Below are 25,989 nucleotides of genomic sequence, written 5' to 3' on the forward strand. Positions count from 1 at the left end.
CATACGCAGGTTCTGGAAGAAGAACTTTTATAAACGTCCTGTTATTAAGCCATACTGTGTAATACCTGACATGAATCTTATTTTGAAATCGCTCAAACACAGCGCAGCATTAACAGTAGCGCCAGATTACCTGCTGGACGATGACCTGAAGGTCATCTGGAGCGGCAGGACACCTACGGAGAATACGCTGTACCTGGCTTATGATGAAACAAAGATTACCACAGACCAGGTGCAATTAATGAAGCAGTTTTGTGAATAATAGATAATATTAGCGTGCGTTGGTACAGCCGGGTTTTACCCAGGGCAAGCGCAGTAATGAAGCGCGGTCATAATGTAACATTATAGAACAAGCCGTAGGGCCTATTTTGCAGCCTAGTAATTTATCCTATAATTTACATTATGTTAAGTAAACCATTGTCCCAAAACCACATCTCCTCCATTTCCAAATACCATCTCTGTATTTAATTCAATTAAGTTATCTGCATCCCAAAACCACATCTCCTCTATTTCCCAACACCGCCTGCATTTAACTCAATCAAGCTATTCCGCTGCATAACTTTTGGGGCTACCAATAATGGACTCAGGCCGGCCCGGATCTTAAAGGCAGCGTAACCGTAAACGTGCTGCCTGCACCAACCTCGCTTTTTACAGTAATTACGCCGCCCATGGCTTCCGTTAGGTTCTTTACAATAGAAAGCCCCAGGCCAATGCCTCCCAGCTGGGATTTAAATCCATTGGACAGTTGCCGGTACTCCTGGAAAATGAGCGGCAGCTCGGCGGCGGAAATGCCGGCGCCCTGGTCTGCGATCTCTATGCTGAACGTGTCTGTACCTACAGAACAGGTAACAGATACCACTGTGCCGGCTGCACTGTATTTTAAGGCGTTCATGAGTAAATTATACACGATCTGGGTCAGGTACACCTTATCGGCATAAATTAAAAGCGGAAAATCTTTTGTTACCTGTTTTACTACCGAGATCGCCTTGTCCATAAAAAGAGCCGAAATGGATAACAGCACATTATCCAGCCACTTTCTGAAATCAAAATGGGTTTCCATAATTTGAAAATTTTGCTGGTTTTCCTGCCTTATCACCTCTCTTACCCGTTCAAATATGTCATTCAGGTTATTGGCGGCAGAAAATATCATTTGTAGAAGCTCCTGTACAAATTCCCTATCTCCGCTTTCTATCTCCCGTTTCAAAAATGTGGCTGCGGTTACCACCCCGTTAACAGGCACACCAATTTCATGCAGGGCGGTATGAAAAATGGAAATCAGCATCTCATAGGAAGGTTGTTCCGTTATTTCTTTCTCAGACAAACACATAGAATGTTTTTTGATTTCATGCATGTCGCGTTGGTCCCTCCCATACGCAGAATGAGGGCAATTTCATTTCTTGGGAAGAAAAAGGCAATAAGGACTTGGTACTATTTTTATACGTATAAATCAGTAGTACCCGCTGCCAGTGCGGGTTTTCAGGAAGGCTTCCGGGACATAAGTCGGGTTATGCTTTTCTTTCAATGACCGGCAATTTAAGGCAAGGGCTTATGTCTGTAGCTTGTTGATTAACTGTACCTTATTAGACACATCGGTCTTTTCAAATATGTTTTGTACGTGTTTTTTAACCGTCCGCTCGGCTATGAACAGGTTATCTCCTATTTCTTTATAGGAATGCCCCCCGCAGATTAACCGGGCTATATCCACTTCCCGGGTGGTGAGGTTATACTGGCTGCAGTTGAACTCAAAACCGCCGGAAGCCGGTTTAACTTCCGGGTGCTCTATGTTTTGCAGCGCCTTGATGGTATTGTTCAGCAGGCTCTTTTTTTGCCGGAGCGCATTATCCAGCAGGGAATTGATCTTCTGGATCAGCTCCTCCATGTGGAAAGGCTTGGGGATGTAATCCAGGGCGCCCAGTTTCAGGCCCTCCAGCTTGTCTTTATTGGTGAACCTGGCCGAGAGGAAAATAAAGGGAATGTGATTATAGTCCGGGCTTTCGGAAATGATCCGGGCAAACCTGAACCCGTCTACCTTGTCCATCATTACATCGGAAATGATCAGATCGGGGTGAACGGGGTACTCCTTTACTTTCCGCAGGGCTTCATTACCATTGAGCGCTACGCATACATTATATTTCTCCTTCAGCTTTTTTAGCAGGTAGCTGATCATGGCCGGGTTATCCTCTACCAGCAGAATGGTTTGTTTGCGTGGGTTGTAGCTGGTATCGCTGATGTTAAAGTCCGACATTTCCAGCCCTGCGGAGGTGCTGATCTTAAAATCCGCCGCCACCACTTCATCTTTGGCAAGCGCATGCCGGTTCAGCAGCACAATAATACGGGTGCCTTTTCTTTTCCGGGGATTACTGTCAACAATGATCTTCCCTTTCAGGCCGTCCACAATTTTTTTAACCATCGGCATACCCAGGCCCATACCCTGGGCGCTTTTCTTTTGCATATTGATCTGGTAGTAGGGCTCAAAGATCTTTTTATGCAGCTCCGGCGCAATGCCAATCCCGTTATCCTGTACCACAAAACGCAGCTGGTTGCCGGATATTTCCAGGGAAACGCTGATCTCTCCTCCTTCCTCTGTGTATTTAATGGCATTTTCCACCAGGTTCACTACAATACGGCTTACCGCTTCGGGATCGGCCTTCACCAGCACATTTTCCGCTATGTTTTCTTTCAGGGTCAGCTTCTTTTTACGGGAGTAGTTCCTGAACAGCACCAGGTTATCGGTTACCACCTGGCTGAAGCTGATCACCCGGGCATAGTTATAGATGGGCAGGCCCTTATGGTACCGCTCCAGGTCAAACAGGTTGCTGATATCGTTATTCAGCTTGGCCAGGTTTCGCTTTACGATCAGCAGATCCTCATTGTAACCATGCTTCTGGATATACTCTTCCAGGTAGTTATTCATGAGGGTAATGGGCGTTTTGGTTTCATGCACCAGGTTCACGAAGGCATGGGTCCTTTGCTCGTTGGATCTTTTGAGCTCCGCTGTTTGTTTGTCCACTTCTTTCTCCAGGTTCAGCGCATATTGCTGCAGCTGCATATACTCAGCTTTGGACTTTTGCACGGTTTGCCGCATCAGTATTATATTCAGCAGCATGAACACAATATTATTGAACACTCCCACCACCCAGTTGGGCTGCCCAAGAAAAACGCCTATCACCGGGGAGCTGCACCAGAACACCAGGGAGGCATAGATCCAGGCTCTTTCCCAGAAAAGGGGCCAGTTCCTCTCCCGCCGGTGGGTTTTTATAATTACCCTGGCCACGTCAAACAGGGCATAACAGGCATAGGAAGCAGTAATAATATAAGTGTACAGTAATGTTTTGGGAAGATTGTGGGTAATAGGAAAATAACAAACATAAAAGATAAAAAAGGGCATTACCAGGAACAAAAATCCGTATTTGCGATGAAATTCCAGTCCCCGCAACCGGGTTGTTTTTACGCCATAATAGGGCATGTAAGCGGTTACCAGGTAACCAAAGCCCTGGTTAATAATGATCTGCAGGGTAACCGGAACCGGTATGTGCGGGTCCGGCAGGATAACGAGGTTCTCGGCCATGTTATATAATATCAACAGGCCTACCAGTATCAGGTGCCACAGCCTTTCCTTTTCATGGCGCCTGGCCAGGAAAGACAGTAGTTGGTTACAAAAGATAATGATCTCCAGCAGGATAATACAAAAGGTAACAGGATTTAGCCGGATACCGGAAATTAACATAAACTACCATTTAGGGGAACAGTCAGCACGTGAAATTACAATATTTTCACCCACATCCCATCCCTGCCGCTGGCAGTCATATAATTACCCTCCGCGGCTCCACGCAATGCAGTGTCGCCGCCGGAGGGTAAAACCTGTCAGTCAGCTACGCAGGCGCTCCCGCAAGCATAGCCTCCTGGTATACCTGTTATGGATGCTGCGGCTGCTGCGGCGCAGGCTCATACATGCAATGGGTATGATAGCCGCGATAGTGCGCCGCGCGTACATGTGCAAAGCGGAAGAAGAGAATGTTGCCGGATATGAACAACACAATGGTTAGTATAACCGCAATTTTTGTAATGATCCTGAGCGCAGGGCGTTTGGAAAATGAACCAAATACGTGCCCGATAATAAATACCATGCAGGCCACAAACAACACCCGCAGAAAAATGATCGCAAATAACATGGCTATAAGTTTTAAATGTTAAACAATGTTGTGTTACAAAGCTAACAAGGCCATGGCTGCATCATTGCCCAATAGCGATCAAAAGGGCAAATGTGTATACGAAAAATTGTACCCTGGTAATGCTTATTTTTGAAGACTATGAATAAGCTGGAACATGATTTTTATAACCGGGATGAGGTGATCACCATTGCGCGGGAGCTGCTGGGTAAAGTGCTGGTTACGCGGTTTAACGGCCTGCTGACCAGCGGCCGCATTGTTGAAACAGAGGCCTATGCCGGCATTACGGACCGCGCCTCTCATGCTTACGGCAACCGGCGCACCAACAGAACAGAGATAATGTATGGCAAGGCCGGCACAGCCTATGTTTATTTATGCTACGGCATTCACCATCTTTTTAATGTAGTTACCAACCGGAAAAATGTGCCGCACGCTATCTTGATCCGTGCTATTGAGCCATTAAGCGGCATACCGTATATGCTGGAACGTACGGGTAAGGAAAAGGCGGATTATACATTGGGTAAAGGTCCTGGCAATGTGTCGCGCGCACTGGGTATTACCACCAAACACACCGGTACAAACCTTACCGGTAACCAGCTGTTTATTGCAGATGACGGCTTTGTAGTTGCGCCGTCCGACATGGCTGTTACTGCCCGCATCGGGGTAGATTATGCTGGTGAAGATGCCCTGCTGCCCTACCGGTTTATACTGCGGAACAACCCTTATGTGAGTGGTAAAAAAGTGAAGAGCTGACCCGGGCGTTATTGCTTCAGCCGGTTGCTCTCCTGTTCCAGGAACTGCCGGAACCGTTCCCTTAACTGGCGATGGTACGCTATCAGCTGGCGGGCTTCATCCGAAATAGTAGAGCCGCCGCCTTTTTCGCCGCCCGTGGCAGTGTGCACAAATGGCTGTGCGCCCATTTTATTGAGGTTATTAATAAGGTCCCATGCTTTCTTGTAAGACATGCCCATGGCTTTGGCAGCTTGTTTAATAGAGCCTGTTTCGGCAATACGTTCCAGCAACTCTACGGGGCCGGGACCGAAAAAGCGCTGGCCCTCATGCTCAAGCCACAGGCTGCCGTTCACATTAAAACGGCCTTCTTTTAAGATTGTGCGGATCGGTTTTTCCATGTGCTTACGTAAACGGGCATACGCTTATTTAAAAAATGCAACTCCTTTTATAGAACGCCGCTTACTTTCACAAATATAAAAAATGGTATTGCATAACAGTTATTTATCCGGCAAATAGGCGCCTTTGTCAATCCACAATTTAAACTGCCGCGCAAACTCCTTATGGGTAAGCGGCGGCAGGCTGCGCCCGTCGCCGGGGTTCCAGCCGCCTTTTACCAGGGTGTCGGAAGTAATGTGCTCAATAAGCTGCGCAATGGATTTGTGCCCGTTGCGTTCAGGGTCCAGCAGCTGTGCGGCCAGCTCGCGCGGCGTTTTACCCTGGAATACCATTTTCATGTCGGCCGGCGGCAAATGCCATTTAGGATTGCCCGGCGGCATATGCAGGCCCGGTGTGTTCACTGGCTGGTGGCAGTTGGAGCATTTCAGCGCATACAGGCCTTTACCATCCGGTCCCCGCTGCACATTCATGGTATGTATATGGCTGTCGTCGTCCTGCAGCGGCGCATCGCCGGAGGGGTGGCAGTTCATGCAGCGCGGATGCATGAGCACGCGGTAAACGGCCAGGAACGCTTTTTTGGAAGCTATGCTGTCCCTGCCAGGGACATTGTCAACTGTTTTTGCCGTGCGCGCCGGATCGGTATTAAACGACAGCGCGGCTATTGTGCTCACAGCTAACAGTAAATAAATGAAGCTGCTTTTCCTGAATACTGGTTTATTGGTTGTTGCCATAAATAACTACGCTTTGAGATTAGTGTTGCCAAAAGGCAGGTTCCGCAGCCGTTTGCCGGTGGCGGCAAAAACAGCGTTGGCAATAGCCGGCGCTACCGGCGGTACGCCCGGCTCTCCTGCCCCACCCATTTTTTCGGTGCTGTTTACAATATGCACTTCTATTTCCGACGGTGTTTCATGCATACGCGCTATCCGGTAATCATGAAAGTTGCTTTGCTGTACGCGGCCTTTATCAAGCGTAATAGCGCCGTACATGCAGGTAGATATGCCGAAGTTGATGCCGCTTTCCATTTGCGCGCGCACCCCATCGGGGTTTACCGCCAAACCGCAATCAATGGCGCATACAAACTTGTGCACTTTAATAGCGCCTGCATCGTCAATGGAAATTTCCGCTACATCGGCCACATAGCTCAGGAATGACTCGTGCACAGCTACTCCCCTGAAACGGCCGGCGGGCAGGGGCTGGCCCCATCCTGCTTTTTCTGCCGCCAGGTTCAGCGCCGCCAGGTGGCGGGGATGGTTCTTCAGCAGCATCCGGCGGTACTCCACCGGGTCTTTGCCGGCGGCGTGCGCCAGCTCATCTATCATACACTCCATGGCAGTGGCGGTATGGGTATGCCCTACAGAGCGGTACCACAGCACGGGCAGCGCCAGCCTGGGGGAATGCAGGCCCACGTAATGATCCGGTATGGCATCCAGGTACGGTGAGTCCTTCACGCCTTCCACAGAAGCTTCGTCAATGTTGTTTTTCATGCCTGCGCCAAAGGGCGTGCCCGCCATAATGGATTGTCCTGCCAGCACGTGCTCCCAGGCAACCGGGTTGCCCTGTGCATCAATGCCGGCGCGTATCTTATGCACAAAGGAAGGGCGATAGTAACCGCCGTGTATATCATCCTCACGCGTCCATACCATTTTAACGGGTGCTCCGCTGGCCTTTGCAATATGTACGGCTTCCGCTACAAAGTCGGATGCAAAGGTGGCCCTGCGTCCAAAACCGCCGCCCAGGAATACCGTATGCAGGTTTACCTGTTCGGGTTGCAGGCCCAGTATTTTAGCGGCTACAGCCTGGTCGTTCATAGGCATTTGCGTACCGGTCCATATCTCGCATTTATTACCGGTTATTTTTACGGTAGCGTTCTGCGGCTCCATAGGGGTATGGGCCAGGTAGGGAAAAGTATATTCCGCTTCCAGCACTTTGGCGGCCTTTGCCAGGCCACCGGCCACATCGCCTTTTTCCGCGGCGGTATCGCCGCGGGTGGATGCCAGCCTTTTAAATTTCTGTAGCTGCGCGGCGCTGTCAATGTTTTCATTAGGCCCGTTTTCCCATTGTACCTGCAGCACATCGCGCCCCTTTTTGGCGGCCCAGAAGTTATCGGCTATCACGGCAACACCGGTAGGTATTTTTACCACTTTTCGTACGCCCGGTACCGTGCGTGTTTTGCTGTCGTTGAACGATTTTACCTTGCCGCCGTACACTGGCGGGTGCGCCACAACGGCGGTGAGCAGTCCGGGAAACTGCACATCAATGCCGAATTGGGCGGTGCCGTTTACCTTGGCCGGCGCATCCAGGCGTTTAACGCCTTTGCCAATGTATTTCCATTCACCCGGGCTGCGAAGCGCCACCGGCGCTGTAAGCGGCTGCAGGGCGGCGGCAGCGCCGGCCAGCTCCCCATAGGTAGCGCGTTTATCGCCGGCTATTACCATGCCGTTCTCGGTGCGGCAGTCGGCTGTGCTAACGCCGAACTTTTGCGCTGCTGCCTGTACCAGTAAGGTGCGCGCGGTGGCGCCGGCCTGGCGGTAACGGTCAAACTCCGACCAGGTGGTGCTGGAGCCGCCGGTGATCTGCAGGCCATATGCAGTATGTATATAAGGCTGGCCCGGAGGGCTGTGCAGCACTTTTATGTTTTGCCAGTCGGCGTCTAATTCTTCCGCTATCAGCATGGATAAAGTAGTCCATATGCCCTGCCCCATTTCCACGTGGGCCAGCAGGATCTGTATGGTATTATCCGGGCTGATGCTCAAATAGGCGTTAGGCGCAAATACAGCCGCAGCGGCATCATTTGCGGCGGTTGCTTCCATGGCCGACAGGCGTTTGGCGCCCGGCACCACAAAAGATATGATAAGGCTGCCCCCCAGCATGGCGCCGGTTTTCAGGAACTCGCGGCGGCTGGTGGCAGGTGTATTGTTTTTCATTTGTTACCTCCTTCCTGTTGCAGCCGGGCTGCGCGGTGAATGGCTTTACGTATGCGGGGATAAGTGCCGCAACGGCAAATGTTGCCGCTCATAGCGCTATCAATGTCTGCATCTGTTGGGTTGGGATTTTCCCGCAGCAGCACAGCGGCCGACATGATCTGGCCCGACTGGCAGTAGCCGCATTGCGGTACATCCTCCTCTATCCATGCGCGCTGCAGCGGATGGCTGCTGTCGGGCGACAGCCCTTCTATTGTTACCACCTCCTGCCCTGCAGCCCTGGAAAGCAGCGTTACGCAGGAACGTACCGCCTCCCCGTTCAGGTGAACCGTACAGGCCCCGCACTGCGCCATACCGCAGCCGAATTTTGTGCCGGTTAACCCTACAATATCGCGTAAGGCCCACAGGAGCGGCATGTCGGGGCTGGCGTCGATGGTGTGCTCCTGGTGGTTAATGGTAAGTTTGATCATAGTACAGACTTTGCTTTGCTTGAATAAATTTGACCGGTTAAGTGTTCCTTATGAGATTAAAACATGTAAGCTTAAAGATAGTTCAGTAATTAAACCGATAGTTGCACTATTCAAACAAATAGTTACAAATTTCAAAACACGCGTTTCGCTGTAAGCCGTAGCCGGCAATGCTCCGGCGTTTTACGTTGTATAGTAAAAGAAACAACGATTGAATTATTTTGCAGACTGGGGCCTTTTGATTACTTTTATTATATCTCTATTAACCCTTGCATCTTCATTCCCTATAGTACTTGTACGCTACTGTAATTGTAATCCTGTTTTAATTCAACTCATTCCACATCATTCACCCCTTTTAAAATTGCTCTCATATGAAATCAGTGATCCCCTTGGTGGTAGCCGCTATGCTGCTCCTCACAGTTGCCGGCTGCAGAAAGTATCCCGATCAGTTACCCAATTATCCCCATTACCAGGTACAAAAAATTAAAATCGACCCGGGCGGTTTTGGGGAAGACTCCGCTGTATTCGCCTATAATGCAATTGGCAACCCGGTTAGCATTACCCGCGGCCGGCCATCCACCGGCGCTCCCAACTACCTGTTCCGTTATGATGCACAGCATCGCTTAACAGATTATATCGGGGTGTACGCCAATGGTTTGGTTTTTGAAACCTGGCACCATTACACCTATAATAATCATGATAATATTGTAACAGATACGACCTATGTTTTTGGCATTGTAACTGACCACGGCCCTGCGCCCGATCCACAGGCGCCACCTCCCTATGACCACCTGTTTGTAGGCCATACAACCGCCTATGAATATGATGCACAGCACCGGATCATACGCGCTTATGACGACTTTGGCCAGCCGCCGGTAAGCACCACCCGTTATATATATAATGCAGATGGCAACCTGGCGGTTATACGCAGCTATGATCCCTATACTGCCGATAGCTCGGATGTAGCGCTTACCAGTTATGATAACAAGGTAAACCTGCACCGCACCCACCCCATCTGGCAATTCCTGGACCGCGATTACAGCGTTAATAACCATGAGCAGGTAACGGCTTATAATGCGCAGGGCCTGCCGCTGGTTATACAGGCGCCGGCAAATACCGAAATTTCACAGTCCTTTATTTCATTATGGTACACAATTGCATTACATATCACTTACGGGCCGCGCAGGTAAGCAAGCGGTTGTTCATGTAAAATTATAAATGGGTTGATATAATACAGGCAAAGCAGCGGTTAACAGGCGCTGCTTTGTTATTTAGTTTAACCGTAACTGTTATTACTTCACATTTTTACCACCTGCCTGCCCCATCCAAACACCGCTGCCTGATAATTTGTAATTTCACATGTATGACAATGCCCAACATAAGACGTTTGCTGGTGTACATGCTTAAATGTATAACCGGCACCCTGCTGGTATTCTTACTGGCATGGCTGTTAGATTATAAAGATTATATCTGGTGCCTCATTTCTGTTATGCTGGTGCTGTCGCCCGAAGGAAGCGACGCCGTTCCCCTGGCCATGAGCCGCATTAAAGCCAACCTGGTAGGGGCTGCCGCAGGACTGATCATGCTCGTTGTTCACCCGCCCGCAATAATAATGGTAAGCGGCGCAGTAGCCATTACCGTGGTGCTGTGCACTTTGCTGCAGCTTGAAATAGCGGCCCGTTCCGCCTTGGCGGCCACCATTATCGTAACCCTGCACGAAGCCGGTAAACATGTGTGGGACACTGCCGTGGAAAGGATCATTGCGGTGCTGGCCGGCTGCTTACTGGGCCTGGTTATCACCTTCCTGTTCCACTCCCGTTTTACCAGTCATCCCGTAGATGCACCGCCGCCACAACAGGAAGCATGAACTGCCGTATAATTTCTGATTAATTAAGTATCTTGTTTGCCTTTCAAACAACAGCACACACTTTTACAGGTTATGACAATCAACAAGCTTATCTCCTGCCTGGCAGTCCTGCTGGCAACCTGCCCATTGATAACACGGGCGCAAACCGCAACCAGCGGTTACGATCAGCACAAAGCATTCGACCCGGTATTTTACACACAGAACGGCAATGAGTTCCGCAGCGCGGGCGGCGCGCCGGGGCCTAAATACTGGCAAAACCGGTCGGACTACAACATTAACGTAACGCTTGACACTGTACAGCACCGCCTCACAGGATCGGTACAGATCACTTACACCAACAATAGCCCTGATACGCTTTCCTTTGTATGGCTGCAGTTGGATCAGAACATTTACCGCGAAGACTCCCGCGGCGAAGCTGCCTCCGCATACAGCGGCGGACGTTTTGTAAACCGTACCTTTACCCGGGGCGACGAGATCAGCTCCGTATCAATTGTTGAAAAAGGCAAGGCGCAACCTGCCGTGTACACGGTGAATGATACCCGCATGAAAATAAAGCTGCCCGCAGCCCTCAAAGCTAACGGCGGCACCATACAGTTCCGTATTAACTATGCTTTTAGCATACCGCAATACGGCACCGACCGTATGGGCCGGCTGGAAACCCGCAACGGGTGGATATACGAAATTGCCCAATGGTACCCCCGTATGTGCGTGTATGATGATGTGCTGGGCTGGAACACCATTCCCTACCTGGGCGCCTCCGAGTTTTACCTGGACTATGGCAATATTAACTACAGCGTAACCGCCCCCGCCAATATGGTGGTAGCCGGATCGGGCGAGCTGCTGAACGCAGCGCAGGTGCTTACACCGGAGCAAAGCAGCCGCCTGGCTAAAGCGCGTACCAGCGACCAAACGGTGACCATTAAAGACAGTATGGCCGTTATATCCCCCACGGATAAACGCAAAGGCAATCTTACCTGGCGTTTCTCCTGCAAAAATACCCGCGATGTGGCCTGGGCCGCTTCCCGCGCCTTTATATGGGATGCTGCCCGCATTAACCTGCCGGGCGGTAAAAAAGCCCTGGCACAATCCGTATACCCCGCGGAATGCGCCGGTACTGCCGCGTGGGGCCGGTCAACAGAATACGTTAAAGGATGTATTGAGCTGTACTCCAACAAGTGGTTCTCTTTCAGCTATCCTGTGGCCACCAACGTGGCGGGTATTGTAGGCGGTATGGAATACCCTGGTATTGTGTTCTGCTCCTGGAAAAGCAAAGGCGGCGGCCTGTGGGGCGTAACCGACCATGAGTTTGGCCATAACTGGTTCCCGATGATTGTAGGCTCCAACGAACGTAAATATGCCTGGATGGATGAAGGCTTTAACACCTTTATTAACGGGCTGAATACCAAAGCATTTAATAACGGGGAATATTACCGTGCGCAAGACATCAGCAAAGTGGCGCCCCGCATGTTCTCCGACAAGGCAGAAGCGCTGATGACCACCCCCGATGTGATACAGAACGCCCAGTTGGGTAATGTAGGCTACTTTAAGCCTGCCCTGGGACTGAACCTGCTGCGCGATCAGATACTGGGCCCCGAACGGTTCGACGAAGCTTTCCGCACTTATGTGCACCGCTGGGCATTTAAACATCCCACGCCCTGGGACTTTTTCCGCACCATAGAAAATGTGGCCGGGGAAGATCTGGGCTGGTTCTGGCGCGGCTGGTTCCTGAATACCTGGAAACTGGACCAGGCCGTAAAAGAAGTGAAGTACAAGGATAATGATCCTGCCAAAGGAGCACTGATCACCATTGAGAACCTGGATCAGCTGGTAATGCCGGTACAGGTGGCTATACAAGCTGCTAACGGTAAGGCAGATACGGTAAAGTTGCCGGTGGAAATATGGCAGCGCGGCGGCACCTGGACCTTCCTCTACCCTTCTACCACCACCTTAACCCAGGTAGTAATAGATCCGCAGGACGCCCTGCCGGATATGAACCGGGAGAATAATACATGGAAAGCGCAGTAAGCAAAAAGCGCAAAGCTTAAAGCAAAAAGCAAAAAGCAGAAAGCAGAAAGCATAAAGCAGGGAGGCCGTTTGTAACCTTCGCAGCAGCTGTTTGCAGCACTGCCTTGGGTTTCCGGTTTTCGCAGGCTTTATGCTTTTTGCTTTTTGCCTGAGCATTGGATTAAGCGCCGCATCTTTTTAGCAGAGCACTTCGCCCTATATGCACCAATTGCTTTTTGCTTTCTGTTTAAGCATGCATTAAGTGCCGTATCTTTTTAGCAGAGCACTTCGCCTTATATGTACCAATTGCTTTATGCTTTCTGCTTTTTGCTTTTTGCTTTCTGCTTACTGGAACTTAAACACGCCCATCATAAATATCAGCAGCAGTATCAGGAACTGGCCAATGTGAAAAACCCTGATCCGCTTGCGCAGGGCTCCGTATTGCAGCATATCTGTAACTGAATTGTCAGCAACCAGCAGCGCCTGTAATTTTTTTATGCCGGGAGCGCCTATGAGTATGATATTCAGCATCATCAGCACAATAAGCCCCATTTTAAATTCAAACCAGAATTGCTTGGTTACTCCAAACTGGTAAGCCCTCAGCAGCATAAACCCGCTCAGGATGAGGACCACCCCGCCTATACGCAGGAACCAGTCATACGTAGAGGAGATTTTGAACACCACGGTGGCCTTCTGGTTTTCGCCCGGCAGGTAGCCCCACAGCTTTCTTAAAGTAATGTAATGTCCCAGGGTGCCGCCTGATATAAGGGCGATACCGATAATGTGCAGGAACAAGCCTGTAGTAAATAAATTGAATGTTGCCATATAATAACGGTTTTAGAATGAGCGGTTCGCAGTTCCCCGGCCAGGTTAAAGCAGGATGTTACTCCATATGACAGTACAGCTAACCGGGTTGTGACATTAAATTTTGTGCGGCAATAAAAACAATGACCAATAAGGCCATACAATGTTAAAGTGGTAGGTAAAAACAGCCAGTGTTGCTACAAGTTCGTGGTGTTATTTACAAATATAATACAGCTTCGTTGCAAAATGCAATATTTCTGAAATAATTTTTATTAAATTGCTCTATATCCGTAGTAGTATGAATACGACCGTACAGCTGGTAGCCGCCTGGGGGGCTTATGAAGAAAAACACCCCGGCTGCAGCATCGAGGACTTTTGCCGTTATTACCTGCTGCACCAGCAGCAGCAAAAGCCGGCAGACACCGGTAAGCTTACCGGCGGCCTGCAGCCCGCTACTCCCGAAGCAACATTAATGAAGGTGATGGGCCGCATTATGCGTTTGCATGGGCTTTATTCGCGCTTGTCGCTGGAGGATGCGGGCATTGGCCAGTTTGAGGAGTTTGCGTTGATGAATAACATTTTACAGCGTAAAAACCCGCGCAAATCCGAGGTGATTTATGCTACTATTTACGAGCTCTCTACCGGTACGGACCTGCTGAACCGCCTGCGGGAAAAGGGTTATATTACTGAAGTGCCCGACCCTGCCGACCGCCGCTCCAAGCGGGTAAAAATGACCGCTAAAGGAGAAAAGACGCTGCAGCATGCCTATAAACGTATGGGCCAGCTGGTAAAAATGATGCTGCGCGATATGGACACAGAAGAAGTGCAGCTATGCATACAGCTGCTAAAGCATGTAGAGATCAAATTCTCAGAACGTTGGCCGGAAGATAAGGGCCGGTCGTTTGACGAGATTTATACCAGCGTAATGTCGGAGTGAGGAATTATAGAGGAATCATAAATGTAAAATGCAGAATGTAAAATGTAAGAATATGTGCAATGTGATTATAAAGTAAATGCACATTTTGTACTGTACCGCTGTAACAGCTTATTAAATTGCTAAATAATGCTGGTCTTAGTTTTATGTTTAATATTTAAAGCTTCACATAATATTTAAAACCTCACAATTACGCTTACAATGGCGCGGCCCCCTGCTTTTGCATTCTACATTTTACATTTGATATTTTACATTTTAAAATACTCCCTAAAATACTCCGCCGGCTTCAGGTTCAGCCACTCCTGCCGGTTAGCCGCCAGGTCTGCATAAGTAAAGCGCTCGATCTGCTCCTGGGTAAAGGACAGCGGGTTTTCCGGCGCGCCCCTGGTTACAATGCCCAGCCCATGATCGGCATCCAGCACAAACACGTTAATATCCCGGTGCAGGCTTCTTAAATGCATAATGCTTTTCCATACATCCCCGTTCCAGAACCCCTGGCATTGATGCTCGTTCCATTGTGCCCAGGTATAGCTGGCTTCCGGCGTTTGCGGGTTACAGTCGTGCATGATAATAACGCCATTGGCAGCCAGGCGGTTCAGGCAGTTCTCTGTATCGCGCAGGGCATAGGCATATTCATGCATCCCATCTACCAGGCAAATGTCCAGCGGTGTGTTTTGCAGTACTTTGTCTGCCTTTTCTGTAAAAAAGCGGTCGCTTTCCATCCTGAAATAAGAGGCATGCATATTAGCCGGGTACTGGATGGCCTTAAAGAATTGTTTCAGCGGACTGAATTTCAGGTAAGGATCTACCGCAATTTTGCGGCCTGCTTTAATAGGAAAAAAGTTTTTGCCCGATTCAACGCCTATTTCAAGGTACGTTTTAAACCCATATTTATCTATGAGCGATTGTGTGATAGTGCTTCTGTTGATTGTCATACGTGGAAGGGCAAGATAAGAATATAAACTTGATTTTTGCTATAAAAAAGCTTCCCGGCTGGAAAGCCGGGAAGGTGGTCTACTCGTCTATAATGCTTAATATTCAAGACCTAAAAAGTAAAACTGCCTGCCATCTTGTTATTTTTTATGAAGGCCTCCCGGCTGAAAGGCCGGGAAGGCCATTGTTACTTCTGTCATTTACTTACCACGGCGATAGGTTGAATCCGGCCAATGCGGAAAGGTATCGGACGGAAACGTGTCATGCGGCGGGTAAGGAAAGGTGTCGTGCGGTGGATACGGGAACGTGTCATGAGGAAAGGTGTCATGCGGGAAACTGTCGTGTGGCAGCGAATCATGTGGTAACGAGTCGTGCGGCAGGCTGTCGTTCGCAGCCAGCGCGGCCTCTTTTGCATTCAGTTTTTCCAGTACATTCTCTTTCCGGCAAGCCGTTGCCGCTACGATAAATGTGCCCACCAGCAGGAGCAATACATGAAGTTTGTGCATAAACAGAATAGGATTTGTTATACTTATACAGACCGCATCATGCATTCCAAAGGTTGGGTGCCGGAAAGAAAATATTTACCGTTGCAGCGGTACGCGTATGTATAGTTCCAGGCTGTTATTTTGCAGATACAGCAATGGTTGTTTAAAACCGCTGCCGCCGGAAGACCGGAGCAGGTTTACCCGGTAGCTGGCCCCTACCAGGATGCGGGGACGGATGTAATAGCCAACATCCAGGTTCCAGCCAAGGGTATGGGCGCCAGGCAGCTGCCTGCTGCTGAATACAGGGGTACTATAGCCCGCCTGCGTCAGCGAATCGGTACGGGTATGCGTTTCCGTCGTATCTATGGTGCCGGATGGCCGCGCGTACTGGTAGCTAAGGCCGCTGCTGACCACCCAACGGCCGAGCATATACGATACGTTTATTCCCGCCCCTGCGATAAAGGCGTTTTTGGCGGTATATCTTGTGATAACGCTGTCTGTTGTATAAACACCCTGTGCGCTGTCGGGCTTATACCGGTTTATAGCCGCATGAGTGAAAGGCTTGTTCCAGCCGGTGAGATAGCCGGCGCTCAGCATGGGCTGCAGGTACAAATTGGGCGCTACCCGGAAGGCATATTGTGCACCTGCTTTAAAGCCATACCCGTTTCCGTGTTTGGAGGCAGCTGTGCTGTCGGTCATAGCCACAGCCGGAGTGAATGGATATACGAAACCGATGTGCAGGGCCAAGCCGCCAATTACCGGCTCCCTGTTGCCATGTTGCGGCATAGGCGGCGCAGCACCCACCTGCTGCCCCCGGCTGGCAAACAATAATGCCGGCAGCTTTATGGAGAAAGCGTTTATTGTGTGTAACGGGCGGAAACCAATGGTGTTAGGGGCAGTTGTTGCATTTTTTACAGCAGCTGGCCGGTTAGCCTGACCGGGTAAAGTATTGCCGTTAGCCGGCCGGTTATCAGCGCCACCGCTCCCCAGCCTTGCCAGTGGCTGTACTGCTGCGCTGCTTTGGGTGGCCATTTCATTATTGTACCTTCCGGAACTATTGGCGGCAGTGCGTTGCGTTGCATGATTTGCATTGCGCTGCGTTCTGTTGCCGCCTGGTGTTTTGCCGGGTGGCGTTTTTGCACCGCCCTGCCGGGCAACAGCGTTATCCTTCCCGAGAGTTGTTGCCGCAGCCGGCTGAAAAGCGGATGCATTTGTTTTACCGTGGCCGGATGTAACAGTTTTCGCAGCTTTTCCTGCGGCAACAGCCTCCGGCTCATCGTTCCTGTTTGCGCGGGGTAACGGCATTGGCCGCATGGCAGCTCCTTTTACGGGAGCATTGTACTGCCACCAGGTTAAAGCCGGTGTACTTGCCACTCCTGTTGCTCCAGCCAGGCCATTACCTGCGCTGCGCTCCTGCCCTGCCGTTTGCTGTCCGGCATCACTGTTGGCATTATTCAAAGTTCCCTGCCCGCTGCCCGCCGCATTCGTATTACCGCCAGCGTTATAGCTATTATCAGCCCTTGTTTTACTTGCACTGTTTGCCTGCGTGCCAGCCAGGCTGTCTGCTGACGGGTAATGCATAACTACCTGTGCAGCTTTATCTTGTACCGTTTTGCGGTTATTTAACTGCAAATGTATTACCAGCGCGGCACCCCCCACCGCTGCCGCTGCGGTCAATGACCACAGCATACCCCGGCCCGTGGCAAACCAGGATTTTGACAGCGGCGACTGCCCCGGGGCGGGTGGCTCCGGTTGGGGAGCTGGTGCGGCATTATCCAGCAGGCCGGCCATCTTTGACCAGGCCTGCTGCTTTTCCTCCATACCGGTTTCGCCCGGTACGGATTGTTCCGCAGCAGCCTTCAGCCAGTCTTCAATATGTTTGTGTTGGTCATCCATTCATATTGCGCTTTAACAAAGGGGATGATGCTGCGGTTAAATACTGCTGCAGCAAACGCTTGCCTTCCGACACATGCCACTTGGAGGTGCCGGTACTCATGCCCAGCATCTCCGCTATTTCCTTGTGTGAATATCCTTCTATGATAAATAAATTGATCACAATTCTTGTTGCAGGCGGCAGCTGCTGCAAAACCAGCAGCAGGTCCTTGTATTCCAGTGTATTCGTTGTAGTGGCAGCTATATCTCCCGGCAATTCCGCTACTGTTTGCTCTTTCATTTGTCCGCCCCTGTTCCTGAAGTAATCTGCCACGGCGTGTACCATAATGCGGCGCAGCCATCCCTCAAAGCTGCCTGTTTGCCCATATTGCCCTATTTTCTGAAAGGCCCGCAGGAACCCGTTGTTCAGGATGTCGGTAGCCTGGTCCCGGTCGCTGGTGTACCGTTTTATTACAGCCAGCATGCGGTCAAAGAACAGGTAGTACAGCTTCTCCTGGCACAAACGGTCATTGGTACGGCATCCGGCCAGCAGCTGGTCCAGGTGGTCGTACGCATGGTTAGGATGGTCCGTATGTGCGGATAAGTTAAATGGCAGTTTCTTTCAGATTAAGCAAATAGAAAAAGAGGGATGCAAAATGTAAAATATTGAATGTAAAAGCGTTGAATGCTTTACATTTCATCATCTTTCATTTACAACCTTAACTCCTTATACAAGACAGCGGCCTGTTGCCGGAAGGTTGGGTATGGCGTAAAATTTTTTTACGGTTTTACATACACCTCTATAATGGCATTGGTAGGCCGGCGCGGCGCCAGAAATTCATCTACCTGCCGGTAATGCTTTTTCAGTTCTGTTCTAAGGGCAAAGGGGAAAAAGTTGTTCAGGCCGGGCGCGTACTCATACAGCACCAGGTCGTAATGATGCTGCTGTACTTTTTGCTTAAAGGCAGCCAGCTGCCGGTTAAACATGCCTACACCCAGGTGGTACCACAGCGGGTAGTCCTCCCCGGTTTCCAGCTTAAATGGCATGGCGTGCGCCAGGGGTGTTAACTCGGTCATGTTCAGCACTTTAATGCTGTCTTTCTTTTCTTTTACTACAGGCAGGTTCAGCACCCGTTCCATACCATGTACAGTAGAAGGCGGCATGTATATCTTCTTAAATTCCGGCAGGCTGGAGAAAATCCATTCCGACGTGGGCACATCCTTGGTGGTATCTGTATTCAGCATAAAGTTCCGGCGTGACACCACATTCTCTGCATTCGGATCGGCCTGCGCCATCTCAACCGGTGCCGGGAACACACGCTGGAAAATGCGGTCAATATATTTCCAGAACGTACCGGACCACCACAGCAGCACCAGCAGCGCCCCGCTTAAAAAAGCAGTACGCCTGCCAAAGTCAATATGTTGCAGGGAAGCAAACTGCGCGCACAGGAAGGCAAAGGCAAAGCTGTGAAAGAAGATGTTATTATCAGGCGGCGTGTAGCTGGTAACCTGGAACAGGGCCGCCTCTGCCAGTATGCCCAGGGTGAGCAGGGTAAACAGCATGGCCGGTTTGTTTTCCCAAAACGCCTTAAAGTTCCGGAAGGCCGGCACCAGGCATAACACAATGAGCACCAGGTAAAATTTGATCCACTGCGAAGCGCCCAGTATTTCCTCTGCAAAATCGTTTACCGACAGGCGGGAGTTATGCGGGGGCTGCCCGTGGTTATACCAGTAGCCAAAACCATATGGCAGCAGCGGCGCAATAATAATAATGGCCACCAGTAAATAACAGCCCAGGAAAGCAGGAATATCCCACCAGGTTTTTTCATGCAGGCTGTTGTATAATAACAGCGCCAGGCATAACAGCAGGGCCAGTCCGCCCCCATCCTGCTTGGTGAAGATAGACAGGAAGGTGAACAGGGCGGCCAGCACCAGGTACAGGAAACGTACCCTTTGCTGCGGGCGGGTCATATACTGGAACAGGAAGGCCAGGCCTACCAGCTCAAATACAATTACCGTATGGTTATACCAGGGCCAGAAGTTGAAAAAGGAGTAAGACAGCACAAATACCATTACCGACAGCGCCCGTATGCCCGGCGCTACGTTCAGCCGCTTTAAAATGCTGCGGAACGCAAAGCCCGACATAATATTAATAAGCACCTGCGCTTTTACCAGTGAAATAAGCTGCGGGCCAAACAGGCGGAAAAACAGGCTTGGAATGATCCAGAACCCGTAGCCCAGGGGCGTGCCAAAATCGCGGTAGGGCATTTGGCCGGTAGACAGCCGGTAGGCGCCCTCCCAGGAAAGAAAAATATTAACCCGGTACGGAAAGGTACTGAACAGGGGCACCAGCGCCAGCCCGATAATCAGCAAACATTCAATGGCAGTGAAAATATTACGCCTCTGGTAAAGGGATGACCCGGACAACATAATGGGGAACGATTTTATGATTTCGAGGCGTAAAAGTAGTATTTCTTGCCTAGAACGCATAATACTGAATGCCTGCTTTGGCTTTAAGCTCATTTAACAGGCACTAAAAGGCCGGCCCTTATTGTAGGCCAGCCTCTTAAATAATGTTTTTTTTTAATATTTTGGTGTGCTTTCGTTAGCCTTTATTGTCCGGCTGCTGTAAAAGTGTTTCAATTACTACAGCCGGCTACATTAAATACTACAGGATTTTATTCCGGTAGCGCCTGCTGGTAAAGGCATAGCGCTCCCGGGGCCAATTTTCCATTATATTTATATTAAATCCATACGCCTGCAGGAGATTCAATGCGCAGCCTGTTATGCTGTGAACAAGCGTGTAGCCGGCCGCGTTCTATGTTTTAGTTCCTGTAAATCAGCCGCCAGTGGCCGCCCTTTAAGTCCTGTAAATCAGCTTTTTGCTTTTTTCCTTTTGCCCTTTGCTTTGCGCTTTCTGCTTTCTGCTTTACGCTTTCTGCCCAATCCTTTGTATATTGCCGCCGTATTAATACCCGTTCTATCCCCGTGCAATATCTGAAACTACTCAGGCCTCATCATTGGGTCAAAAATCTGTTCCTGTTTATTCCCCTCTTTTTTGCGGGAGAACTGTTTTCACTGTCTACCATCACCAGCCTGGTGACAGCTTTTTTGGCATTCAGCTTTACAGCCAGCAGCATTTATATTATAAATGACTATAAGGATATTGAGGCCGACCGCAAACACCCGGTCAAGTGTAAACGGCCCATGGCTTCCGGCGCAGTAACGCCATCTGCAGGACTGGTGTTCTTTATTCTGTGTATAATTATTGGCCTGGCCCTGGCCTGGCTGGTTAAACCAAAATTCCTGTTCGTAGTTAGTATCTACTTTATTTTAAACCTGTTATACTCTCTTGGGTTAAAGCATATTTCCATCCTGGACATTATTATTCTTTCCATCGGCTTTGTGCTGCGTATTAAGGCAGGTGGTATTGCCTCCAATACAGCCGTATCATCCTGGCTGATAGTAATGGTGTTTTTGCTGGCCCTTTTTATGGCCGTGGCCAAACGCCGCGACGATGTGCTGATCAAAAACGAGTCGGGCCAGGAAATGCGCAAGGCTTCCAAGGGATATAATATGGACTTTATGAACGTGGTGCTGGCCCTGCTGGCCGCGGTGATCATTGTGTGCTACCTGATGTACACCCTGGACCCTGAAACCATGCGCCGCTTTCATACCTACCGCCTGTATTATACCACCCTTTTTGTTATTGCCGGATTATTACGATATTTGCAAATAACCTACGTGGAGAACAATACCGGCTCTCCTACCAAAATCCTGTACAAAGACCGCTTCATACAGTTAACCATAGCCCTGTGGATCCTGAGTTTTTATGTGATCATTTATTTACCGGCAAACGAAAGTTTCTTTTAACTCATGGAAAAACGGTTAGCAAATTGGGGCAATTACCCCGTTATCGCCAGTGAAGAAAGCTCCTTCTCACGGGAAGACCAGCTACAGGACCTGCTGCAAACAAGTACCCCCGTTATTGCGCGGGGCAACGGCCGCTGTTATGGCGATGCTTCCCTGGGCGCACACAGTATATCTACCCTTAAGTACGATAAAGTATTAAGCTTTGATACTGCCAATGGCCTGTTTGAGTGCCAGGCCGGCGTTACGCTGGACCAGGTGCTGGACATTATAGTGCCCAAAGGCTGGTTTTTGCCGGTAACCCCCGGCACCAAGTTCATTACAGTGGGCGGCGCAGTAGCCTCTGATGTGCATGGCAAGAACCATCACGTAGATGGCGCTTTTTCCAGCCAGATCACCTCCATGGATGTGCTTACATCTCAGGGCCTTATCACCTGCTCGCCTGCCCTGGAGCCGGACTTGTTCTGGGCTACCTGCGGCGGTATGGGCCTTACCGGTATCATTACCAGGGTACAGTTCCGCCTGAAAAAAGTGGAAACCTCTTTCATCAAACAAAAGCAGATCAAGGCCCGCAATCTCGACGAAGTACTGCGCCTGTTTGAGGAAAACAAACATTACACCTACTCCGTGGCCTGGATAGACTGCCTGCAAAAAGGCGCATCTTTTGCCCGCAGCATTTTAATACTGGGCGAGCATGCCACCCGGGAAGAGCTATCGGCGCAACAGGCAAAGGATCCCCTGCAGCTGCCCTCCAAAAAGAAGCTCACCATTCCCTTTAACTTACCTTCTTTTGTGCTGAACACCTTTACCGTAAAGGCGTTCAACTGGCTGTACTATGCCAAGAACACAAAGCGGGAGATCAACAACGTGGTATCTTACGAACCTTTCTTTTACCCGCTGGATGCTTTTTTACACTGGAACCGCGGCTATGGTAAGGCGGGTTTTGTACAGTACCAGTTTGTGCTGCCCATGGATCAGCAACAGGGGCTTGTAGAGATACTGCAGCGTATCAGCAGCAAAGGCTGGGGCTCTTTCCTGGCGGTGCTGAAGGTGTTTGGCCGGCAGGATAACCTCATCTCCTTCCCGATGGAGGGCTACACCCTGGCGCTGGACTTCCCGGTGCGCAAAGGGCTGTTCGCTTTCCTGGACGAGCTGGACGAGCTGGTGCTGCAATACGGCGGCCGCCTGTATCTTTCCAAAGATGCCCGCATGAAGCAGGAAGTGTTCTGGCATAGCTATCCCCATGTACAGCGCTTTGCCGAAATTGTGCAGCAGTATAACAGCGACGGCCGGTTCCGGTCGTTACAGTCCGACAGGCTGCGCATCACTGCTCCTGCCTCCGCCCCCGGGGAATTAATAATGAACAATGAAGAATTAATAATTAAGGATGCGATGTTGAAATAAAACATCGCTGTTGTTATTTTACAACGCCTTCATTATACATTACCTGTGGTAACGCCACGGCACCTTACCAAACACCTTATTAATTATTCATTCTTAATTCTTAATTATAGAAATGCCTACTGTTTTAATTCTGGGCGCAGGGTCTGATATGGCTGTTGCCATAGCCCGGCAGTTTGCCGCCGACAAGTACGATGTGCAGCTGGCTGCCCGTAACACCTCATTTTTACAGGCCCAGGAGCAGGACCTGCGCATACGCTACGGTGTAAATGCCAGCTCCCATACTTTTGACGCTGTTGATTTTGCCAGTCACCCTGGCTTTTACGATAGCCTGCCGGTAAAGCCGGATGTTACGGTATGCGTATTCGGTTACCTGGGCAACCAGGAGCTGGGGCAAACCAACTGGCAGGAAGCCAGCCGCATTATTAATACCAACTATACCGGCGCTGTATCTATATTGAATGTGGTGGCGGCGGATTATGCCGCCCGCCGCCAGGGCACTATTATCGGCATTAGCTCAGTGGCCGGTGAGCGCGGCCGGCAAAGCAATTATTTATACGGCAGCGCCAAGGCCGGGTTTACCGCTTACCTCAGCGGGCTGCGGAACCGCCTTTTTCAAAGCGGCGTGCATGTGCTTACCGTACAGCCCGGGTTTGTGTACACCCGTATGACGGAAAACCTTACCCTGCCGCCCCTGCTTACTGCCCAGCCGGCCGATGTGGCCACTGCGGTTATAAAGGCGGCAAAAGCCGGGAAAAATGTGCTGTATGTAAAATGGTTCTGGCGATACATCATGTTGATTATTAAATCAATACCAGAGTTTATCTTCAAAAAATTAAAATTATAAGACAAGCGGCTATAAACCGCTTATAATTAATAATTAAGAATGAATAATTAATAATTCAGGAAGCGAGATGATTGTTTTTGCATTGCAATGACAGCATAATTCACTATCTATTAATATTTTAGAAGATGGAAATTGTATTTTAAATGCAAGCGCTCCGTTAGAACACCGCACTGAGTATTATTCATTCTTAATTATTCATTATTAATTATCATGAAGCAAACCATCGCTTTCTTTGATTTTGACGGCACTATCACTACGCGCGACACCTTGTTTGAGATCATCCGTTACCAGAAAGGCAGCGGTGCATTGTACGCAGGTTTGCTGCTGCTGTCGCCTGCCCTGGTGCTGTTTAAGCTAAAACTGGTATCGAGCCACCGGATGAAAGAGATTTTTTTGCGCCATTTTTTTAAGGGTGCGGGTGTAAGCGCTTTCCGTGAAAAATGCGCTGCCTTTTGCCGCGACCGCCTGCCTGCATTGATACGACCCGGCGCACTGGAAGCCATCCGCAGTCACCAGGCGCAGGGTCACCAGGTAGTAGTGGTAACTGCTTCTGCGCAGGACTGGGTAGCGCCCTGGTGCGCTGCTATGAATGTTACCTGCATTGCCACCCAACTGGAAGTAAAAAATGAGCGGCTCACCGGTAACATACAGGGTCTTAACTGTAACGGCGATGAGAAAGTATGCCGCATACGCAATGAGTTTAACCTGGAGCAGTTTGAAGATATTTTCGCCTACGGCGACAGCAGCGGCGATAAGCCCATGCTGGCCATAGCACGTACGGCACAGTTTAAGCCGTTCAGGAATTAAGGGATGAACTGAAAAGATAAAAAAATGCCCGGATGATCATCGTCATCCGGGCATTTGTATGTTTGTTTGTTAGTAGCTGTTTAATCATCTGCACATTTGCATATCTGCACATCGCTTACGCCGCTGCTTTCAGCTGCGCGGGTTTTACGGCAGCGCTCTTGAGCTTAATAATGCCTATCCAGTTCATTACTTTCATTACCGGGTAGGTAGGATCCAGCTCATACCATTTTTTGGCAAAGTTGGGGCTGTCTTTGAATTTGTGGTGGTTGTTCTGGAACAGCTCACCCAGCAGCATAATACCCCAGGGAGATGAGTTGCGCGACTGGTCGCCGTTATCAAAGTTGCTGTAGCCGTATTTATGGCCGCACCAGTTTACCACGGCGCCCTGTACAGGTCCCATCAGGAAGTGGATGGGCAGCAGCAGGTACCACCAGAGGCTGGGCGCAAAGGCCACGTAAAATGCAACATAACCGGCCACAAATACCAGGCGGGTAAGCATATGGTCGCCAAAGCGGTCCATAGCGTTCCATTCGGGTAACGGCTCTTGTGTAAACTCCGCAGCAGGCAGGTTTTCGCGGGTTACAAACCCGTTGTATATCTGGCGGGTATGCACCATCATGCTCCAAACATCTTTGAAAAAGTGCGGAGAATGCGGGTCATGCTCGGTATCGCTATATTCATGATGCATACGGTGCATTACGCCGTATGCTCTTGGAACCAGGTAGGAAGAGCCCTGGAAAAACCAGGTGGCAAAGTAGAAAACACGCTCCCAGCCTTTGCTGGTAGTATACATCTGGTGAGATGCATAGCGGTGCAGGAAGAAAGTGTGAAAGAACAATGATAAGAACCAATGCACACAAAAAAAGATCAGGATCGCCGTCATTAACTTATTTTAAAAAATGTACGAAAGGTCAAAGGTAAGCTAAATAATTGTAAGCCATTGCAATGAAATGTTAAATAGCAGTGGGCTCATTCCTCCATCCTCACCTGGCGCAGCTCCAGCATGTTCAGCCCGTTTTCCTGCAGGCCTTTTACATTGGGTTGAATAAAATGCACGGCCTCATCGTAAAACACGGGCACTACCGGCGCATCCGCTACAATAAGCCGGTCCATTTGCCGGTACAGCTCATAACGCGCGGAGTCGTTGGTTTCCTGCAAAGCCCGCTCATACAAACGGTCAAATGCCGGGTTGTTATACCGGGTGTAATTGGGCGGCGCCGGGTTTTTGCCGTAGAAAAACGCCAGGTAGCTTTCCGCATCCGGGTAGTCGGCTATCCAGCTGCCCCGGAAAAATACAGCGGCCGATTTGGCGGTTTGCTCCAGCATCAGGCTTTTCTGCACTACCTCTACCTGTATGTGCAGGCCTGTTTCCTGCAGCTGGGCCGCAATGTAGTTCGAGAGGTCGGCGTATACCGGTATGGTAAGCAGGTGTATTACCGGCAGGCCTTTGCCATTGGGAAAGCCGGCCTCCTGCAGCAGCCGG

Annotated in this window: 24 protein-coding genes and 1 pseudogene; 10 read left to right on the forward strand and 15 right to left on the reverse strand. The window is 50.0% G+C overall.

Annotation, left to right across the window (positions count from 1 at the left end):
- A pseudogene (locus tag VFS25_RS09360) lies at positions 1-259 on the forward strand (hypothetical protein); the annotation flags it as partial.
- A gap of 321 nt (positions 260-580) precedes the next feature.
- On the opposite strand, the gene VFS25_RS09365 reads toward VFS25_RS09360, so the two are convergent.
- From VFS25_RS09365 to VFS25_RS09375, 3 genes are all read right to left on the reverse strand, one after another.
- Complete coding sequence (locus tag VFS25_RS09365; RefSeq protein WP_326461871.1) at positions 581-1,318, reverse strand: HAMP domain-containing sensor histidine kinase; 738 nt, start codon at positions 1,316-1,318, stop codon at positions 581-583.
- Between the two features lie 225 nt (positions 1,319-1,543).
- On the reverse strand, positions 1,544-3,724 hold the full coding sequence (locus VFS25_RS09370; RefSeq protein ID WP_326461872.1) for an ATP-binding protein: 2,181 nt from the start codon (positions 3,722-3,724) through the stop codon (positions 1,544-1,546).
- Positions 3,725-3,911: 187 nt separating this feature from the next.
- Positions 3,912-4,169 (reverse strand): hypothetical protein, encoded by a 258-nt coding sequence (locus VFS25_RS09375; protein ID WP_326461873.1) that lies wholly within the window; start codon positions 4,167-4,169, stop codon positions 3,912-3,914.
- A 138-nt stretch (positions 4,170-4,307) separates the two neighbouring features.
- Between VFS25_RS09375 and VFS25_RS09380 the strand changes: the two genes are divergently transcribed.
- Complete coding sequence (locus VFS25_RS09380) at positions 4,308-4,919, forward strand: DNA-3-methyladenine glycosylase (RefSeq protein ID WP_326461874.1); 612 nt, start codon at positions 4,308-4,310, stop codon at positions 4,917-4,919.
- Between the two features lie 8 nt (positions 4,920-4,927).
- Here the strand turns inward: VFS25_RS09380 and VFS25_RS09385 are convergent, their stop codons facing one another.
- The 4 genes from VFS25_RS09385 to VFS25_RS09400 form a co-directional block, all read right to left on the reverse strand.
- Entirely contained in the window at positions 4,928-5,296 is a 369-nt protein-coding gene (locus VFS25_RS09385; protein WP_326461875.1) for a winged helix-turn-helix domain-containing protein, read from the reverse strand.
- Positions 5,297-5,395: 99 nt separating this feature from the next.
- The gene (locus VFS25_RS09390) at positions 5,396-5,965 is read right to left on the reverse strand and encodes a hypothetical protein (RefSeq protein ID WP_326461876.1); all 570 of its coding nucleotides are present in this window, start codon (positions 5,963-5,965) and stop codon (positions 5,396-5,398) included.
- Positions 5,966-6,031: 66 nt separating this feature from the next.
- Positions 6,032-8,218: a xanthine dehydrogenase family protein molybdopterin-binding subunit gene (locus tag VFS25_RS09395; protein ID WP_326461877.1), complete on the reverse strand. Its 2,187-nt coding sequence runs from the start codon at positions 8,216-8,218 to the stop codon at positions 6,032-6,034.
- On the reverse strand, positions 8,215-8,685 hold the full coding sequence (locus VFS25_RS09400; RefSeq protein WP_326461878.1) for a (2Fe-2S)-binding protein: 471 nt from the start codon (positions 8,683-8,685) through the stop codon (positions 8,215-8,217). The genes VFS25_RS09395 and VFS25_RS09400 overlap by 4 nt, the downstream gene beginning before the upstream one ends.
- A 368-nt stretch (positions 8,686-9,053) precedes the next feature.
- On the opposite strand from VFS25_RS09400, the gene VFS25_RS09405 reads away from it, so the two are divergent.
- The 3 genes from VFS25_RS09405 to VFS25_RS09415 all read left to right on the forward strand — a co-directional run bounded on the left by VFS25_RS09405 (position 9,054) and on the right by VFS25_RS09415 (position 12,574).
- The gene (locus VFS25_RS09405) at positions 9,054-9,872 is read left to right on the forward strand and encodes a hypothetical protein (RefSeq protein ID WP_326461879.1); all 819 of its coding nucleotides are present in this window, start codon (positions 9,054-9,056) and stop codon (positions 9,870-9,872) included.
- Between the two features lie 173 nt (positions 9,873-10,045).
- Positions 10,046-10,549 carry an FUSC family protein gene (locus tag VFS25_RS09410; protein WP_326461880.1) on the forward strand — a complete coding sequence of 168 codons (504 nt, stop codon included), beginning with the start codon at positions 10,046-10,048 and terminating at the stop codon, positions 10,547-10,549.
- A 72-nt stretch (positions 10,550-10,621) separates the two neighbouring features.
- Entirely contained in the window at positions 10,622-12,574 is a 1,953-nt protein-coding gene (locus tag VFS25_RS09415) for a M1 family metallopeptidase (RefSeq protein ID WP_326461881.1), read from the forward strand.
- Positions 12,575-12,898: 324 nt separating this feature from the next.
- On the opposite strand, the gene VFS25_RS09420 is transcribed toward VFS25_RS09415, so the two are convergent.
- Positions 12,899-13,378, reverse strand: coding sequence for a DUF2269 family protein (locus VFS25_RS09420; RefSeq protein ID WP_326461882.1), 480 nt, complete (start codon positions 13,376-13,378; stop codon positions 12,899-12,901).
- A gap of 277 nt (positions 13,379-13,655) precedes the next feature.
- Between VFS25_RS09420 and VFS25_RS09425 the strand changes: the two genes are divergently transcribed.
- Positions 13,656-14,294: a MarR family winged helix-turn-helix transcriptional regulator gene (locus VFS25_RS09425; protein ID WP_326461883.1), complete on the forward strand. Its 639-nt coding sequence runs from the start codon at positions 13,656-13,658 to the stop codon at positions 14,292-14,294.
- Positions 14,295-14,539: 245 nt separating this feature from the next.
- Here VFS25_RS09425 and VFS25_RS09430 read toward each other — a convergent pair whose 3' ends face one another.
- From VFS25_RS09430 to VFS25_RS09450, 5 genes are all read right to left on the reverse strand, one after another.
- The gene (locus tag VFS25_RS09430) at positions 14,540-15,226 is read right to left on the reverse strand and encodes a class I SAM-dependent methyltransferase (protein ID WP_326461884.1); all 687 of its coding nucleotides are present in this window, start codon (positions 15,224-15,226) and stop codon (positions 14,540-14,542) included.
- A gap of 198 nt (positions 15,227-15,424) precedes the next feature.
- Positions 15,425-15,730: a hypothetical protein gene (locus tag VFS25_RS09435; RefSeq protein ID WP_326461885.1), complete on the reverse strand. Its 306-nt coding sequence runs from the start codon at positions 15,728-15,730 to the stop codon at positions 15,425-15,427.
- A gap of 75 nt (positions 15,731-15,805) precedes the next feature.
- Positions 15,806-17,605: a hypothetical protein gene (locus tag VFS25_RS09440; RefSeq protein ID WP_326461886.1), complete on the reverse strand. Its 1,800-nt coding sequence runs from the start codon at positions 17,603-17,605 to the stop codon at positions 15,806-15,808.
- The gene (locus tag VFS25_RS09445) at positions 17,598-18,197 is read right to left on the reverse strand and encodes a sigma-70 family RNA polymerase sigma factor (RefSeq protein WP_326461894.1); all 600 of its coding nucleotides are present in this window, start codon (positions 18,195-18,197) and stop codon (positions 17,598-17,600) included. The genes VFS25_RS09440 and VFS25_RS09445 overlap by 8 nt, the downstream gene beginning before the upstream one ends.
- Positions 18,198-18,361: 164 nt before the next feature.
- Positions 18,362-20,011, reverse strand: a complete 1,650-nt coding sequence (locus tag VFS25_RS09450; RefSeq protein WP_326461887.1) for a hypothetical protein — start codon at positions 20,009-20,011, stop codon at positions 18,362-18,364.
- Between the two features lie 558 nt (positions 20,012-20,569).
- Between VFS25_RS09450 and VFS25_RS09455 the strand changes: the two genes are divergently transcribed.
- From VFS25_RS09455 to VFS25_RS09470, 4 genes are all read left to right on the forward strand, one after another.
- On the forward strand, positions 20,570-21,454 hold the full coding sequence (locus tag VFS25_RS09455; RefSeq protein ID WP_326461888.1) for a decaprenyl-phosphate phosphoribosyltransferase: 885 nt from the start codon (positions 20,570-20,572) through the stop codon (positions 21,452-21,454).
- Between the two features lie 3 nt (positions 21,455-21,457).
- On the forward strand, positions 21,458-22,855 hold the full coding sequence (locus tag VFS25_RS09460) for an FAD-binding oxidoreductase (RefSeq protein WP_326461889.1): 1,398 nt from the start codon (positions 21,458-21,460) through the stop codon (positions 22,853-22,855).
- A 112-nt stretch (positions 22,856-22,967) separates the two neighbouring features.
- Positions 22,968-23,699: an SDR family oxidoreductase gene (locus VFS25_RS09465; RefSeq protein ID WP_326461890.1), complete on the forward strand. Its 732-nt coding sequence runs from the start codon at positions 22,968-22,970 to the stop codon at positions 23,697-23,699.
- Between the two features lie 210 nt (positions 23,700-23,909).
- Entirely contained in the window at positions 23,910-24,506 is a 597-nt protein-coding gene (locus tag VFS25_RS09470; protein ID WP_326461891.1) for an HAD-IB family hydrolase, read from the forward strand.
- 115 nt (positions 24,507-24,621) lie between these two features.
- Here VFS25_RS09470 and VFS25_RS09475 read toward each other — a convergent pair whose 3' ends face one another.
- The gene (locus tag VFS25_RS09475; RefSeq protein WP_326461892.1) at positions 24,622-25,389 is read right to left on the reverse strand and encodes an acyl-CoA desaturase; all 768 of its coding nucleotides are present in this window, start codon (positions 25,387-25,389) and stop codon (positions 24,622-24,624) included.
- A gap of 86 nt (positions 25,390-25,475) precedes the next feature.
- The coding region (locus VFS25_RS09480) for an ABC transporter substrate-binding protein (RefSeq protein ID WP_326461893.1) at positions 25,476-25,989 on the reverse strand (514 nt) is incomplete at its 5' end.

Source organism: Chitinophaga sp., assembly GCF_035761305.1.
Classification (GTDB): Bacteria; Bacteroidota; Bacteroidia; order Chitinophagales; family Chitinophagaceae; genus Chitinophaga.